The following is a 15,720-nucleotide window of genomic DNA, read 5'->3' on the forward strand; positions in this document are numbered from 1 at the left end:
CCTTGCGGGTGCCGATGCCGTAGTGCGATCCGAAAGGGTGATTTTGATGGGTTCTGGACCTCTTGCTCGATCTGTTCTGGTGGGCCTCGTCGGGCTGTCGCTCGCCGGCTTTCCGGTGGCCGCCTTCGCCCAGACGGCAAAGGAAACCACCAATGCCGGCAAGCGCTGGGAGGAGGAGTTCGGCTTCTGGCAGAAAGCATCTTCCGGCAGCGATATAACGCAGTTCGAAAACTACCTGAAACAGTATCCCAACGGCACGTTCGCCTCGATGGCGCGGCTGCGCATCGCAGAATTGAAGGCTGCCGGCAACGCGAATCCGGCTGCAACCGCCTCCGACGATGCCGCCGTAAAGGCCAAGGCCGATGAGGCGAAGGCCGCAGAAGAGTCGAAGCGTGACGCCGACGCCGAGAAGGCCAAGGCGGACGACGCACGCAAGGCTGCTGATGCCGAGAAGGCGAAGGCCGAGGCGAAGAAGGCCGAGGAAGCCGCCGCCGCGGCTCGCAAGCTTGCTTCCGAAAAGGCAGCCGCCGAGGAAAAGGCGAAGACCGAAGCCGCAGCCGCTGAAAAGGCGCGGGCAGACGAATCCGCCCGCCTCAAGGCGGAGGCAGACAGGAAGGCGGCTGATGAACGCAAGCTGGCAGCGGAAAAGGCTGCCGAAGCCGAGCGCGTGAAGAAGGAAGCCGCCGCTGCCGAAAAGGCGAAGGCGGACGAGGCAGCGCGTGTGCAGGCCGAGGCAGAGCGCCGCAAGGCCGACGAGGCCGCCGCCGCACAGAAGGCGCGCGCCGAGGCCGAGGCAAACGCCCGCGCGGCCGAAGCGGCGGCCGCGCGTGCCGAAGACGCCAAGCGGCTGGAAGCGGAAAAAGCTGCGGCTGCCGAAAAGGCCCGGCTGGAGCAGGAGGCTGCGGCCGCCCGCAAGCTGGCCGATGAAAAGACCCGGGAGCTTGAGCGCCTGAAGGCCGAGGCCGCCAAGGCTGCGGCGGAAGCCGAGGCGAAGGCCGCCGAAGCCGCCCGCCTTGCCGCCGAGGCAAAGAAGCGGGCCGCGGAGGCCGAGGCCGCCCAGAAGCGCGCGACCACCAGCGGCCCGGCGACGGCAACGCGCGACAGCGCGGAGGCCGAGAGGCTTGCTGCGGCAAAGCGCGAGGAAGACACGTTCCAGAAGGCGGTGGTCGCGGGGTCGCGGCAGGCTTTCCAGGCCTATCTCGATGTCTATCCGCGCGGCCGTTATGCATCCGATGCGCGCGAGCGTATGGCCGCGATTGCGACCAAACCGGTGCCGAAGGCCGAAGCCGAGCGCATGGTGGAGGAACGCCCCGTCGTCGATCCACGCGAAGCCTATATGGAACGCTCGACGCGGGTGCAGGCGCAGCGCTGGCTGAGCGCGCTCGGCTACAGCACCTACGGCGCCGACGGCGTTTTCGGTCCGCGCACCCGCGCGGCGATCGCCGCATGGCAGGGCGCGTCGGGCTACCGCGCCGACGGCTATCTTTCGCGCCGGCAGTTCGCCGCGCTTCGGCAGGCCGCGCAGTTCGCCCAGGCACGCCAGACCAGCCGCGAGCGCCGCTACCAGCGGGACTACGACGTGCTCGAGGGTCCGGTCGACGGCTATTATGACGGTCCCTACTACAGCGATGACGGCTACTACCGCCGGCGCGGCGGCGTGGTGATCATCCCCGGCTATTGAGTTTGGGACGGCCGGCCGGCGTTTTCGGCACAGGCCATGCCGCTGGCTGTCGATTGACTTGTCGGGGCCGGCGGCATAATCATCCGACTATTGGATGGTTCTCTGGTCCGGAAACGGACCGGGGAGTAAATGGGAATGTGATACGGTGGACCCATTCAGGGCGCTGCAATCACGGCCGACCCCGCGACTGTAGAGTGGCGAGGAACGCCCATCCGGCCGATGTTCGGCGTGCTTGGACGAGGCAATGGTGCCTTGTTCGGCAGACCGGACACAGGACGGAAAAGCCACTGGGTGGCATCGCGATCAACCGGGCCCGGACGCCTCTTTTTCTACGAATCGTCCACCTTTCGCGATGCACTGCCCGGGAAGGCGAGGGCATTCCGTGGGCGTAAAAACGCCCGACGCCGCGAGCCAGGAAACCTGCCAGCCAATGAGGGCATATTGCCCGACCTGGGGAGGGGCTTCCCCGATGCCTGCACGGAGGTTGTCATGGCTGTTTCCAATACGTCTTCTATCACTCTTTCGGCGAGCGATCGCCTCATCGCGGGCGTTCTCGCGCTGCTCTTGGGCGGGTTCCTCGTCTTCGGCGCCGGCCTTGCGAATTCGGCCGTGCTGCACGATACCGCGCACGATACGCGTCACTCCTACGGCTTTCCTTGCCACTAAGGAGTTTCCGACATGATCGTTCGTTATCTCCTGGCCGCCCTGGTGGCCGGGCTCTTCTCTGGCGTCCTGATGACAGCCGCCCAGGAAGCCCGCGTCGTGCCGCTCATCCTGCACGCCGAAGAATTCGAAGGCGGCGATGAGGCCGCGCCTGCAGCCGAAGGCACCACGCCGACCACCGAAGGCGCTGCTGCGACACATGAGCATTCGTCTCTGGGGGCCGTCCTCCTGGACATGGCGTCGTCGCTTTCGCCTGTCTCGGTCGCTTATGCGCATGACGGCGAGGACCACGAAGAGGGTGGCATCATGTTCGGCATGAGCCGGTTCTCCGGCACGCTGCTCGCCAATCTCGTTACCGGCGCCGGCTTTGCCTTGCTCCTTGCCGGTTTCAGCCTCGTGTCCGGCCATCCCATCACGGTCGCCAATGGCGCGCTGTGGGGGGCGGCCGGCTGGCTTGCCGTGCATATGCTCCCGGCCATCGGCCTGCCGCCGGAACTGCCGGGCTTCCCGGCTGCGGACCTGACCCAGCGTCAGATCTGGTGGATTGCGGCGGTTGTGCTGTCGGCAGCGGGTCTCTACCTGCTGTTTCTCAAGCCGGGCATCGTCGCCAAGATTGCCGGTCTCGTTCTGATTGCCGCGCCGCAGGTCTATGGTGCGCCGCAGCCGTCGGATATTTCGAGCGCCGTTCCGGCCGTTCTCGGTGCGGAGTTCGCCGTCGCGGCCCTTGCCACGACGCTGTTCTTCTGGATCGTGCTCGGCCTTTCCCTCGGCTTTGCCAACGAAAAGATCGCAAAGGCTGCCTGATATGACGCTGAAATCGCCCGGAGCCGTCCTGGTTCTGGGCGGTGCGCGTTCCGGAAAATCCGCTTTTGCCGAAAGGCTGGTCGTCGAGACCGGCCTTTCGCGTCATTATATTGCCACCGGCCGCGCCTGGGATGACGAGATGCGCGAGCGCATCGCCAGACACCGGGAAGACCGTGGAGACGGCTGGGAAACGCATGAGGAACCGCTTGCGCTCGCGGCCCGGATCGCCGATGTGGCGCGTGCGGATCGTGCGGTCCTCGTGGATTGTCTGACCCTCTGGCTCACCAATCTGATGCTGGAGGAGCGGGACATCGCGGAAGAATTTGCCGTCCTTTTATCGGCCATCAAGGGCGCGCCGGGCCGCCTGATCTTCGTCTCGAACGAGGTCGGCCTGGGCATCGTGCCTGAAAACCGCATGGCGCGCGACTTTCGCGACCATGCCGGGCGGCTCCACCAGCAGGTGGCGGCGCTTGTACCGGAAGTGTATTTCGTTGCGGCCGGACTGCCGCTGAAAATGAAGGGTTGAGCCATGCTGCAACAGAAGATCCCCGCCACCGTCATCACCGGCTTTCTCGGGGCCGGCAAGACGACGATGATCCGCAACCTCCTGCAGAATGCCGGCGGCAAGCGTATTGCGCTCATCATCAACGAATTCGGCGATCTCGGCGTCGATGGCGACGTGCTGAAGGGCTGCGGCGCGGAAGCCTGCACCGAGGACGACATCATCGAGCTCACCAACGGCTGCATCTGCTGCACCGTCGCCGATGACTTCATCCCCACCATGTCGAAGCTGCTGGAGCGTGAAAACCGCCCCGACCATATCGTCATCGAGACCTCGGGTCTCGCGCTGCCGCAGCCGCTTGTCGCCGCCTTCAACTGGCCGGAAATCAAGACGCAGGTCACGGTCGACGGCGTCATCACCGTGGTCGACAGTGCCGCCGTCGCGGCCGGCCGTTTTGCCGACGATCACGACAGGGTCGACGCGCTGCGCGTCGAAGACGACAACCTCGACCACGAAAGCCCGCTGGAAGAGCTCTTCGAGGACCAGCTGACCGCCGCCGACCTTATCGTGCTCAACAAGACCGACCTGCTCGATGCCGCCGGCATCCAGACCGTGCGCGACGAAGTGGCATCGCGCACCGCCCGCAAGCCCTCGATGATCGAGGCGAAGAACGGCGAAGTGGCCGCCGCCGTATTGCTCGGCCTCGGCGTCGGTACGGAAGACGATATCGCCAACCGCAAGTCACACCACGAGCTGGAACATGAGAACGGCGAGGAGCACGACCACGACGAATTCGACAGCTTCGTTGTCGAACTGCCGGCGCTTTCCGATCCGTCCGCCTTCATCGAGCGCCTCAAGGGCGTAATCGCTGAGCACGACGTGCTTCGCATCAAGGGATTTGCCGATGTGCCCGGCAAGCCGCTGCGCCTGCTTATCCAGGCCGTCGGCAGCCGTATCGACAATTACTTCGAACGCGCCTGGGCGCCGGGCGAAGTCCGCGGCACCCGCCTCGTCGTCATCGGCCTGCACGACATGGACGAGCAGGCCGTGCGCGCCGCCATCGCCGCGGCGGTTTGATAGTGGAATGAGTGTGCGGTGGCACCCCCCTCTGGCCTGCCGGCCATCTCCCCCACAAGGGGGGAGATCGGGTGAGGCGACGACTTGCGCCACTGTCTTGCGTGCACGCTGCCGCTCAATCTCCCCCGTTGTGGGGGAGATGTCACGACGTGACAGAGGGGGGTATGCCCCGCTAGTGGTCCTCTCGCAGCACGGAGGCGCCGCATGCATCTTCTGCTAGCCCAGAAGGGCACCATCGCCGACGGCAAGGAGGCGATCGACCTTGGCCAGACGCCGGGCGATATCCTTTTCCTGTCCGCTGCCGATACCGAGCTTGCCTCCATCGCCGCCGCCCATCGCGCCCGCAAGACCGAAACGCGCCTGCGTCTCGCCAGTCTGGCGACGCTGTCCCATCCGATGTCGGTCGATACCTATATCGAGCGCACGGCGCGGCACGCAAAACTCATCGTCATCCGCGCCCTCGGCGGCGTCAGCTATTTCCGCTACGTGCTGGAAGCCCTGCTGGCGACATCCTTCGCCAACGATATCAAGCTCGTGGCGCTGCCGGGCGACGACCGTCCCGATGAGGGGCTGATTGCTTTCAACCGCATCGACACCGCCGACCGCGAGCGCCTCTGGGCCTATCTCAACGAGGGCGGCGCGGAGAATGCCGACCGTTTTCTGGGCTATGCCGATGCCGTAGCTCTGGGCGGCGAAAAACCTGAACCGGCAGTGCCACTCGAAAAGGCCGGCATCTGGTGGCCGGGTCGGGGTGTGGTGGATGTCGGGGGATGGCGTGAACTTGCGGGTGAGGACGCCCCCACCGCCGCCATCTGCTTTTACCGCGCCTATGTTCAGAGCGGCGAGACGCGTCCTGTCGAAATGTTGATCGAGGCGCTGGCGGCCGAAGGCGTGCGCGCCCTGCCGCTCTTCGTTTCCAGCCTCAAGGAACCCGTTTCAATCGAAACGGTCCGCGCCGCCTTTGCGGAGATACGGCCGGAGGTCGTGCTGAATACGACGAGCTTTGCCGTCTCCGCTCCCGGCGCCGGTCGCAAGCCGACCGTGCTGGACGAAACCGGCGCGCCGGTGCTGCAGGCGATCTTTTCCGGCTCCTCTCGGGAAGCCTGGGAGGCCTCGGGACAGGGGCTGACGGCGCGTGATCTCGGCATGAACGTCTCGCTGCCCGAAGTGGACGGCCGCGTTCTGTCGCGCGCCGTTTCCTTCAAGGCAGCTGCGCGCTACGACGAGCGCGTCGAGACCAACATCGTCAGCCTCGATCCGGTCGAGGACCGTATTCGTTTCGTCGCGAAGCTCGCCGCAGGGTGGGCGCGGCTTCGGCGCGCCAAGCCGGCCGAACGGCGCATCGCGCTCATAATGGCAAACTACCCGAACCGCGATGGCCGCCTCGGCAATGGCGTGGGCCTCGATACGCCCGCCGGCACGATGGTAGTGCTGCGCGCCATGGCGGCGGAAGGCTATGCGGTTGCGGACCTGCCCGAGGACGGCGATGCGCTGATCGCCCATCTCATGGCGGGCCCCACCAATGCGGCGAACGACGGCCGCGAAATCCGCGAAACGCTTTCGCTGAATCATTACAAGGCGTTCTTCGCATCGCTTCCGACATCGATTCAGGACGAGATAACGGCCCGCTGGGGCATGCCGGAAGACGATCCCTTCGTGACCGGCGAAGTCTTTGCCCTGCCGCTCGCCCGTTTCGGCGAGACGCTCGTCGGTATCCAGCCGGCGCGCGGCTACAATATCGATCCGAAGGACAGCTACCATTCGCCGGATCTCGTGCCGCCGCACGGTTATCTCGCCTTCTACGCCTTCCTGCGCCTGCATTACGGCGCACATGCCATCGTGCACATGGGCAAGCACGGCAATCTCGAATGGCTCCCGGGCAAGGCGCTCGCGCTGTCGGAAGCCTGTTATCCCGAGGCCGTGCTCGGCCCGGTGCCACATCTCTATCCCTTCATCGTCAACGATCCGGGCGAAGGCACGCAGGCCAAGCGCCGTTCCGCCGCCGTCATCATCGACCACCTGACGCCGCCTTTGACCCGCGCCGAAACCTACGGCCCGCTGAAGGACCTCGAAGCCCTCGTGGATGAATATTACGAGGCTTCCGGTGGCGATCCGCGGCGCATCAGGCTGTTGACGAAGCAGATCCTCGATCTGGTGCGCGACATCGGCCTCGACAGCGACGCCGGCATCGCCAAGTCGGACGGCGAGGAGGCTGCGCTGCAAAAGCTCGACGCCTATCTCTGCGACCTCAAGGAAATGCAGATCCGCGACGGCCTGCACGTCTTCGGCGTCTCGCCTGAGGGGCGCCTGCTCACCGATCTGACCGTTGCATTGGCCCGGGTGCCGCGCGGTCTGGGCGAGGGCGGCGAGGCGAGCCTGCAGCGCGCCATCGCAGCCGATACCCTTGGCGAAACCGATTTCGACCCGCTCGATTGCATTGCATCCGATCCATGGACCGGCCCGCGGCCGCAAATCCTTGCCGGACAGTCCGAAGCGCCTTGGCGCAGCAGGGGCGATACGGTGGAGCGTATCGAGCTTCTCGCGGCAAAGCTGGTGGATGGAACATTGGATTGCCCGGGCGACTGGCCTGCCACCCGCGCCGTTCTCGCGGTGATCGAGACGAGCATCCGTCCTGCTGTCGCTGCCTGCGGGCCGGCTGAGATCAAGGCCCTGATGCGCGGCCTCGACGGGCGCTTCATCGAGCCCGGCCCCTCAGGCGCGCCGACGCGCGGACGGCCGGATGTGCTGCCGACCGGGCGCAACTTCTATTCCGTCGACAGCCGTGCGGTACCGACGCCCGCGGCTTGGGAACTTGGGCGCAAATCCGCCGAGCTGCTCGTCACCCGTTATGCGCAGGATCACGGCGAATGGCCGACGTCCTTCGGCATAACCGCCTGGGGCACCTCCAACATGCGCACGGGCGGCGATGATATCGCGCAGGCCATGGCGCTGATCGGCGTGAAGCCGACCTGGGACATGGCCTCGCGCCGCGTCACGGGCTTCGAGATCATTCCGCCCGCGGCGCTGCGCCATCCGCGCGTTGATGTTACCTTGCGCATTTCCGGTTTCTTCCGGGATGCCTTCCCCGAACAGATCGCGCTGTTCGACCGTGCCGTGCGCGCCGTCGGCGCGCTCGAGGAAGACGATGCGGACAACCCGATTGCTGCGCGCATGCATGTGGAGGCCGCAGCGCTTGCGGCCAAGGGCGCCTCCGAAGAGGATGCCGCCAGACAGGCGGGCTTCCGCATCTTTGGCGCGAAATCCGGCGGTTATGGCGCAGGCTTGCAGACCATGATGGACGAGAGCCTATGGGCGAACCGCGGCGACCTCGCCGACGCTTGGCTCGACTGGGGCGCACACGCCTATGACGGTGAGAGCGACGGCCTGCCGATGCGCGAACGGCTGGAAGCACGCATGAAGAGCCTTGAGGCCGTGATCCAGAACCAGGACAGCCGCGAGCACGACCTTCTCGACAGCGATGAATACTATCAGTTCGAGGGCGGCATGGCGGCAGCGGCCGAGCATCTCTCCGGCCGGCAGCCGGTCGTCTACCACAACGATCTGTCGCGGCCGGAAAAGCCGGTCGTGCGCACGCTGGAAGACGAGATCGGCCGCGTCGTGCGCGCCCGCGTGGTCAACCCGAAATGGATCGACGGTGTCATGCGCCATGGTTACAAGGGCGCGTTCGAGATCGCCGCGACGGTCGATTTCATGTTTGCCTTTGCCGCCACGACAGGTGCCGTGAAGGACCATCACTTCGAAGCCGCCTATCAGGCCTACCTACTGGATGAGCGCGTGCGCGATTTCCTGATGGAGAAGAACCCGGCCGCCCTCGCCGAAATGGCAGCGCGCTTTGCCGAGGCCATCGATCGGCAGCTGTGGACACCGCGCTCGAATTCCGCGCGTTTCGAACTGGATATGTTGGGCGCCCGCAAGGCGTCCTGAGAGGGAAGAAAACGATGACTGAGAACCACGACGATACCGCCGGCATGACCGAGGCCGAACTCGCCCGCCATTCGGAGAAAATGGCCAAGAAGAAGCAGGCGCGCGAGAAGATCATGGCGACGAAGACCGATGAAAAGGGTCTCGTCATCGTCCATACCGGCAAGGGCAAGGGCAAGTCGACCGCCGGCTTCGGCATGATCTTCCGTCACATCGCGCACAAGAAGCCGTGCGCCGTCGTGCAGTTCATCAAGGGCGCCTGGCAGACCGGCGAGCGCGACCTGATCGAGGAACATTTCTCCGATCTCTGCCAGTTCTATACGCTCGGCGAGGGCTTTACCTGGGAAACGCAGGACCGTGCGCGCGATGTCGCCGTGGCGCAGACGGCGTGGGAGAAGGCCAAGGAACTGATCCGCGACGAGCGCAACTCCATGGTGCTGCTCGACGAGATCAACATCGCCCTGCGCTACGACTATATCGACGTCAACGAAGTCATCGACTTCCTGAAAACGGAAAAGCCCTACATGACGCATGTCGTGCTGACCGGCCGCAATGCGAAGGAAGAGCTGATCGAGATCGCCGATCTCGCCACCGAAATGGAACTGCTCAAACACCCGTTCCGCTCCGGCATCAAGGCGCAGCAGGGCGTGGAGTACTAAGGACGATTGTTCGCAATACCTGCCGGAACCGGCTTTCGGCCGGCAGGTAAGGCGAAAGGTTACCAGCCCAGCCAGATGCGGATCGGATGCGCCGGGTCGGCCATCAGGCGGATGGCGAGCGCAATCGACGTGATAACGAGGAGCGGCTTGATGATCTTGGCGCCGTTTCGCATCGCAACGCGCGAGCCCGCCTGTGCACCGAGAAACTGGCCGGCGCCCATGGTCAGTCCCACCTTCCACAGCACCACGCCGTAGAGGATGAACACAAAGAAGGCGCCGACATTGGAGCCGAAGTTCAAGAGCTTGGTGTGTGCCGTCGCCTTCAGCACGCCGAAACCGGCCAGTGTGACGAAGGCCAGCATGAAGAACGATCCGGTTCCGGGGCCGAACACGCCGTCATAGAAGCCGACCAGCGGCACGATTGTGGCGGTGAACAGGAAGACGCTCATGCGGCGATGCTTGTCGACATCGCCGATATTCGGCTTGAGACCGAAATAGATCGCGATGGCCACGAGCAGGAATGGCATGAAGATTTTCAGGACATCGCCGGGCACGACCGTCGCCAGCAGCGCGCCGAACACAGAGCCGATGGCCGCTGACGCCGCCATCGGCAGTTGTTCGCTGAGCCGCACATGGCCGGCGCGCGCATAGGCCAGCGTCGCCGATCCCGAACCGAACAGCGATTGCAGCTTGTTGGTGCCCAGCGTTTCCAGAGGGGGAATGCCCGCCAGCAGCATGGCCGGGATGGTGATCATCCCGCCGCCACCGGCGATGGAATCGATGAAGCCGGCAAGGAAAGCGGCGAGGAACAGCAAAAGCAGGATGTGAAGGGCGATATCGGCCAAAGCGGGACTCGGGCAAAGGGTGATTTTGTCTGATCTTCTGTCAGACTGCGGGCCGAAAAGCAAAAGTGCGCGCAGCGATGGCGCCTTTGCAACCAACCTTTGCCGCAACCCGCGCGTTGCATGCCGCAATCCGGTTTGACCGGCCTTGCCCCCTCCGGTACTAAGGAAACTGCGACGGTGCCCGCTAGGCGGGCCGAGCGGTGTCCGGTGCGGCCGACCCAAAAGGGGCCATAGCCGGAACTGTCGGAAGACGGCGAAGCCGGGCCCTTTCGCGCAGAATTTTGCGAGAGACAGCCATGCGCCCTGCGGCCCAATCCCCAGACATCGGACGACGTAGGCTTGTCCTCGGCCTCGGCTGCGAACGTGGCACGCCGCCGGAAGAACTTGTCGCGCTTGCCATGTCCGTTGTTGCTGACCCCGGCGATATCGCCTTCGTGGCCACGCTGGATGTGCGGGCCGAGGAGCCGGCCATGCAGGCCGTCGCCCGCCATTACGGCGTCCCGCTCGTGACGTTCACCGCCGCGCGCCTCGAAGCCGAGACGCCGCGCCTCGCCAATCCGTCCGATATCGTTTTTGCCCATACCGGCTGCCATGGCGTGGCGGAGGCGGCTGCCCTCGCGCAGGCCGGCGACACCGCGCGGCTCGTGCTCGGCAAGACGAAATCCGACCGCGCCACTGTGGCAATCGCCGAGTCATCTCAATCGTTTGCGGCTGGTTGCTCGCAAACCGATTCGGCCACCTCACAGATCGATTCAAAGGAGCGCGTGTGATGAACGCCCTGTTCTCCGCTCTCCCGGCAATCGAAAAAGGAAGTGTCTGGCTGGTAGGCGCGGGGCCGGGCGATCCCGGGCTTCTCACACTGCATGCCGCCAATGCGCTCCGGCAGGCCGATGTGATCGTGCATGACGCACTCGTCAATGCCGAATGCCTGTCGCTTGCCCGGCCGGGCGCGATGCTGGAATTCGCGGGCAAGCGCGGCGGCAAACCCTCGCATAAGCAGCGCGATATCTCGCTCAGGCTGGTCGAACTGGCGCGGGCTGGCAACCGCGTGTTGCGGCTGAAGGGGGGCGATCCCTTTGTCTTCGGCCGTGGCGGCGAGGAAGCGCTCACGCTCATCGAGCACGGCATTCCCTTCCGCATCGTGCCGGGTATCACTGCCGGTATCGGCGGGCTTGCCTATGCCGGCATTCCGGTCACGCATCGCGAGGTCAACCACGCCGTCACCTTCCTGACCGGGCACGATTCCTCCGGCCTCGTTCCCGATCGCATCAACTGGGAAGGTATCGCCAAGGGCTCGCCGGTTATCGTCATGTATATGGCCATGAAGCATATCGGCCAGATCACCGCCAATCTCATGGCCGCCGGCCGCGTGCCGGACGAGCCTGTCGCCTTCGTCTGCAATGCCGCGACCCCCGAACAGACCGTGCTGGAAACCACGCTTGCCCGCGCCGAAGCGGATATGGCGGCCGCCGGCATCGAGCCGCCCGCCATCGTCGTCGTCGGCGAGGTCGTGCGCCTGCGCGCTTCGCTCGACTGGCTCGGCGCCTTGACGACGGGCCGCCGGCTCGCACCCGACCCGTTCAGTCCCAGCGCGCTCAAGGACCCCGCATGAGCGGGTTGCTCATTGCAGCGCCTGCCTCCGGCTCCGGCAAGACGACGGTGACGCTGGGGCTGGCGCGAGCCTTCGCCGATGCCGGCCTCGAACTGGTCTCGGGCAAGGCTGGACCGGATTATATCGATCCGGCCTTTCATGCTTCCGCCAGCGGGAAACCCTGCTTCAACTATGATCCCTGGGCGATGCGACCGGATCTCATCCGCGCCAATGCCGCGCTCCAGGCCGGCGAGGGCGGCTTCCTGCTCGTCGAGGCGATGATGGGCCTGTTCGATGGCGCCATGGATGGCACCGGCACGCCGGCCGATCTGGCCGCCATGCTGGATCTGCCCGTGGTGCTTGTTGTCGATTGCAGCCGCATGTCGCAATCCGTGGCTGCCTTGGTGCAGGGCTACCGATGCTACCGCAATGATATCCGTGTCGCAGGTGTCATCCTCAACAAGGTGGGCAGCCCCAAGCACGAGGCGATGCTGCGCGGCGCGCTGGAGGCGGGCGGGGTCGAAATCTTCGGCGTTCTCGGCCGTGATCCCGCACTTGCCCTGCCGGAACGCCATCTCGGCCTCGTGCAGGCCGGTGAGCATGCGGCACTGGAGGACTTCATCGCCCATGCGGCGGCGGTCGTTCGTCGCAGCTGCGATCTCCAGCGTCTTGCCGCCGTGGCGGAGACACGAAGCGCGCCGTCAGCCGCTCCCGCTGTCTCACGGCTGCCACCTCTCGGCGCGTATATCGCCGTGGCACGCGACCGGGCCTTTGCCTTTTCCTACGAGCATCTGCTGGCGGGATGGCGCGCAGCGGGCGCGACATTGTCCTTCTTTTCTCCGCTTGCCGATGAAGCTCCCGCGGCAGACGCCGACGCCGTATATCTTCCCGGCGGCTATCCTGAACTCCACGCCGATGCCCTTGCCAATGCCGCCCAATTCCGCCTAGGCATGCAGGCGGCAGCGCGCCGTGGAGCGCGTATCTATGGCGAATGCGGAGGCTATATGGTTCTGGGAGAGGGGATCGTCGCTGCGGATGGCATCAGGCACGCCATGCTCGGGCTTCTGCCGCTCGTCACCAGCTTTGCCGAACGTCGCCGCCATCTCGGCTATCGCCGTGTCACGCCGCTGACAGGTTCCGGTTTTCCCGGCCCCATGACGGCGCATGAGTTCCATTATTCGACCGTGCTGTACGAGGGCGATGCGGATCGGCTCTTTGCCGTCACCGATGCCGTCGGCGAGGATCTCGGCCAGGCCGGTCTTCGTCGCGACACGATCAGCGGCTCCTACATGCATCTCATCGACGTCGCGCCGGTGGCGCCATGACCGCGCCGCCTATTGTCCATGGCGGTGGTATTGCCGCGGCGGCCGCGCGCTTCGGCGGCAAGCCGGAGGACTGGCTCGATCTTTCCACCGGCATCAACCCCAATCCCGTCGCCGTTCCCGAGATCGACGCCGCCGCCTGGCATCGCCTGCCGGATCGGCATCGGCAGGACGCCGCCCGTGCCGCCGCCGCCCGCTATTATGGCACGCCGCACGTCCTGCCGCTGCCCGTGCCCGGCACGCAATCCGTCATCCAGCTTCTGCCGCGTCTCGTGCCGGCGGGCCGGCGAGCCGCCGTCCTGTCGCCGACCTATGGCGAATATGCCCGCGTGCTGGGCAATGCCGGCATTGCTGTCGACCGGGTGGACGGCCTTGATACAGTGACGGAAGCACACGGCCTCGTGGTCGTCGTCAACCCGAACAACCCGGATGGCCGCTCCTTCCAGCGTGAAATCCTTCTGGACCTGCATCGCCGGGTTGAGGTGTCGGGCGGCCTTCTGCTCGTCGACGAGGCTTTCGGCGATATGCGTCCTGACGACTGCATCGCGCCGCTTGCCGGCGATGACAGGCCCGGTCTTCTCGTCTTCCGCTCCTTCGGAAAATTCTTCGGGCTTGCCGGCCTTCGGCTGGGCTTCGTCGCCGGCCCGTCCGCCGTTCTGGAAGCGTTGGCTGATGGGCTCGGACCCTGGGCCGTGTCAGGCCCGGCGCTGAGCATTGCGACAACGCTGATGGCGTCCGATACGACGCCCATCCGGCATGCCATCCAGCAGCGCAAGGCGGCGCTCGATCGGGTCCTTGCCGGAGCCGGGTTGGTGTGGGCCGGCGGCACCGACCTGTTTTCGCTGGTCGAACACGCGTCGGCCAAGGACCTGCACCTGCATCTCTGCTGCCACCATATTCTCGTGCGTCCTTTCGACTATCATCCGCGCTGGCTGCGCATCGGTCTCACGCCGGATGGGACGTCCGACACCCGTCTGGCGGCGGCCCTTCGTGATTTTGCGGGCTGACCGATGACGCAGACGCTCTTCATCCTCTTTTTCGCGCTCGTGCTGGATCGGCTGATCGGCGATCCCGATGCGGTCTGGCGGCGCGTGCCGCATCCGGTCGTGCTGTTCGGCCAGGCGATCGGCCTGATGGACCGGCTGTTCAACGGCAAGCGTCTTTCCGCCGAAACGCGGCGCTTCAACGGTGCGGCCTGCATCGCCGTCCTGCTGGCCGCGAGCGTGCTGCTCGGCTTCGTCATGCACCGTCTTCTTGCCGCGATCGGGCCGCTCGGTTTGCTCGCGGAGGTCGTCGTGGTCGCGATCTTCCTTGCCCAGAAAAGCCTGCTGGATCACGTCCGCGCCGTGTCAGAGGGCTTGAAACAGGGCGGGCTCGAAGGCGGGCGGCGCGCGGTGTCGATGATCGTCGGTCGCGATCCGGCAACGCTCGACGAGCCTGCCGTCTGCCGCGCCAGCATCGAAAGCCTTGCGGAGAACTTCTCCGATGGCGTCGTCGCGCCGGCATTCTGGTATGTGCTGTTCGGCCTGCCGGGACTGTTTGCCTACAAGATGCTGAACACGGCCGATTCCATGATCGGCCACAAGAACGCGAAATATCTCGAATTCGGTTGGGCCGCCGCCCGGCTGGACGATCTCGCCAACTGGCCAGCGGCGCGGCTTTCGGCCTTCTTCATCGCTGCCGGAGCCTGGCTGGCGAAGGGCAGGGCCTCTGCGCGCCTTGCCGTCGGAACGGCCCTGCGGGATGCAGGCCTGCATCGTTCGCCCAATTCCGGCTGGCCGGAAGCGGCCATGGCCGGTGCGCTCGGCATCGGCCTTGCCGGCCCCCGCATCTATGGCGGCCAGCGTGTCGACGAACCCATGATGAACGCCAGCGGCCGCACCACCGCCACCCCCGCCGACATGGATCTGGCCCTACACATCTTCTCGGCGGCCTGCGCTGTGCTGTCTGTAACGGCACTTGTTCTGGCGCTCTGCTCGACTGTGTTCTGAGCACCAGGAACGTAACGCACGAAGTCTGTAGCTCACTGGTGCTCTGCTCGTTCCTTCGCCTGGTCGCTGGTATTCGTTAAAATTTTACACCTTAACTTCGTTTTATTTTCGCTGTCCCCATCAATATTGCGGAAGGACAAAACGTCTATATTCTGTGCCATCGAGGGACATGGCGTTCAGCATTTCGAAAAATTGATAGAGAGGGAAATCATGCGTAGTGTGCTTGCGACTGCCGTCGCATTTCTTCTTGTGCTTTTCCAGACCGAGACGGTGCTTGCTGCCAATCTGGTGGCGCAGGTCAATCTTTCTTCGCAGACCATGACCGTTACTCAGAACGGTGTCGTGAAGCATCGCTGGCGTGTTTCGACGGGGCGCAAGGGCTATACGACACCGACGGGCAGCTGGTCGGCCAAATGGGCGTCACGCAACCACCGTTCGCGCAAATATAACAACGCGCCGATGCCCTATGCGATCTTCTTCAAGGGCGGCTATGCCGTGCATGCGACCTATGAGACGCGGCGGCTCGGCCGTCCGGCATCACATGGCTGCGTGCGGCTTTCCCCGAACGATGCAGCGACGTTTTACCAGCTGGCAAACCGCCACGGATTGCCGAACACCCGAATCGTCATCACGCGTTAGGCCC

14 protein-coding genes and 1 riboswitch are annotated in these 15,720 nt (G+C 65.1%); of the genes, 13 read left to right on the forward strand and 1 reads right to left on the reverse strand.

Annotation, left to right across the window (positions count from 1 at the left end; genetic code table 11):
• The first annotated feature begins 46 nt into the window (after positions 1-46).
• The 7 genes from MKI86_RS06180 (at position 47) to cobO (ending at position 9,328) form a co-directional block, all read left to right on the forward strand.
• Positions 47-1,681, forward strand: a complete 1,635-nt coding sequence (locus tag MKI86_RS06180; protein ID WP_241598701.1) for a peptidoglycan-binding domain-containing protein — start codon at positions 47-49, stop codon at positions 1,679-1,681.
• Positions 1,682-1,759: 78 nt separating this feature from the next.
• Positions 1,760-2,123: riboswitch (cobalamin riboswitch) on the forward strand.
• A gap of 47 nt (positions 2,124-2,170) precedes the next feature.
• Positions 2,171-2,347, forward strand: coding sequence for a CbtB domain-containing protein (locus MKI86_RS06185; protein ID WP_241598702.1), 177 nt, complete (start codon positions 2,171-2,173; stop codon positions 2,345-2,347).
• Between the two features lie 12 nt (positions 2,348-2,359).
• Positions 2,360-3,148 (forward strand): CbtA family protein, encoded by a 789-nt coding sequence (locus tag MKI86_RS06190; RefSeq protein WP_241598703.1) that lies wholly within the window; start codon positions 2,360-2,362, stop codon positions 3,146-3,148.
• Position 3,149: 1 nt separating this feature from the next.
• Positions 3,150-3,674 carry a bifunctional adenosylcobinamide kinase/adenosylcobinamide-phosphate guanylyltransferase gene (gene cobU / locus MKI86_RS06195; RefSeq protein WP_241598705.1) on the forward strand — a complete coding sequence of 175 codons (525 nt, stop codon included), beginning with the start codon at positions 3,150-3,152 and terminating at the stop codon, positions 3,672-3,674.
• A gap of 3 nt (positions 3,675-3,677) precedes the next feature.
• Positions 3,678-4,727, forward strand: coding sequence for a cobalamin biosynthesis protein CobW (gene cobW / locus MKI86_RS06200; RefSeq protein ID WP_241598706.1), 1,050 nt, complete (start codon positions 3,678-3,680; stop codon positions 4,725-4,727).
• A 204-nt stretch (positions 4,728-4,931) separates the two neighbouring features.
• Positions 4,932-8,672, forward strand: coding sequence for a cobaltochelatase subunit CobN (gene cobN / locus MKI86_RS06205; protein ID WP_241598710.1), 3,741 nt, complete (start codon positions 4,932-4,934; stop codon positions 8,670-8,672).
• Positions 8,673-8,686: 14 nt separating this feature from the next.
• Complete coding sequence (cobO, locus tag MKI86_RS06210) at positions 8,687-9,328, forward strand: cob(I)yrinic acid a,c-diamide adenosyltransferase (protein WP_241598712.1); 642 nt, start codon at positions 8,687-8,689, stop codon at positions 9,326-9,328.
• Between the two features lie 59 nt (positions 9,329-9,387).
• Here cobO and MKI86_RS06215 read toward each other — a convergent pair whose 3' ends face one another.
• Positions 9,388-10,173: a TSUP family transporter gene (locus MKI86_RS06215; protein ID WP_241598714.1), complete on the reverse strand. Its 786-nt coding sequence runs from the start codon at positions 10,171-10,173 to the stop codon at positions 9,388-9,390.
• 296 nt (positions 10,174-10,469) lie between these two features.
• Between MKI86_RS06215 and MKI86_RS06220 the strand changes: the two genes are divergently transcribed.
• From MKI86_RS06220 to MKI86_RS06245, 6 genes are all read left to right on the forward strand, one after another.
• Entirely contained in the window at positions 10,470-10,943 is a 474-nt protein-coding gene (locus tag MKI86_RS06220) for a cobalamin biosynthesis protein (protein WP_241598716.1), read from the forward strand.
• Positions 10,943-11,785 carry a uroporphyrinogen-III C-methyltransferase gene (cobA, locus tag MKI86_RS06225; protein ID WP_241598718.1) on the forward strand — a complete coding sequence of 281 codons (843 nt, stop codon included), beginning with the start codon at positions 10,943-10,945 and terminating at the stop codon, positions 11,783-11,785. Before MKI86_RS06220 ends, cobA begins: the two co-directional genes overlap by 1 nt.
• Positions 11,782-13,089 (forward strand): cobyrinic acid a,c-diamide synthase CobB, encoded by a 1,308-nt coding sequence (locus MKI86_RS06230; RefSeq protein ID WP_241598721.1) that lies wholly within the window; start codon positions 11,782-11,784, stop codon positions 13,087-13,089. Before cobA ends, MKI86_RS06230 begins: the two co-directional genes overlap by 4 nt.
• Entirely contained in the window at positions 13,086-14,093 is a 1,008-nt protein-coding gene (cobD, locus tag MKI86_RS06235) for a threonine-phosphate decarboxylase CobD (protein ID WP_241598723.1), read from the forward strand. The genes MKI86_RS06230 and cobD overlap by 4 nt, the downstream gene beginning before the upstream one ends.
• A gap of 3 nt (positions 14,094-14,096) precedes the next feature.
• Positions 14,097-15,077 (forward strand): adenosylcobinamide-phosphate synthase CbiB, encoded by a 981-nt coding sequence (gene cbiB / locus MKI86_RS06240; RefSeq protein ID WP_241598726.1) that lies wholly within the window; start codon positions 14,097-14,099, stop codon positions 15,075-15,077.
• A gap of 210 nt (positions 15,078-15,287) precedes the next feature.
• The gene (locus MKI86_RS06245; protein ID WP_241598728.1) at positions 15,288-15,716 is read left to right on the forward strand and encodes a L,D-transpeptidase; all 429 of its coding nucleotides are present in this window, start codon (positions 15,288-15,290) and stop codon (positions 15,714-15,716) included.
• Positions 15,717-15,720 lie beyond the last annotated feature (4 nt).

The organism is Shinella sedimenti, assembly GCF_022601905.1.
Classification (GTDB): domain Bacteria; phylum Pseudomonadota; class Alphaproteobacteria; order Rhizobiales; family Rhizobiaceae; genus Shinella; species Shinella sedimenti.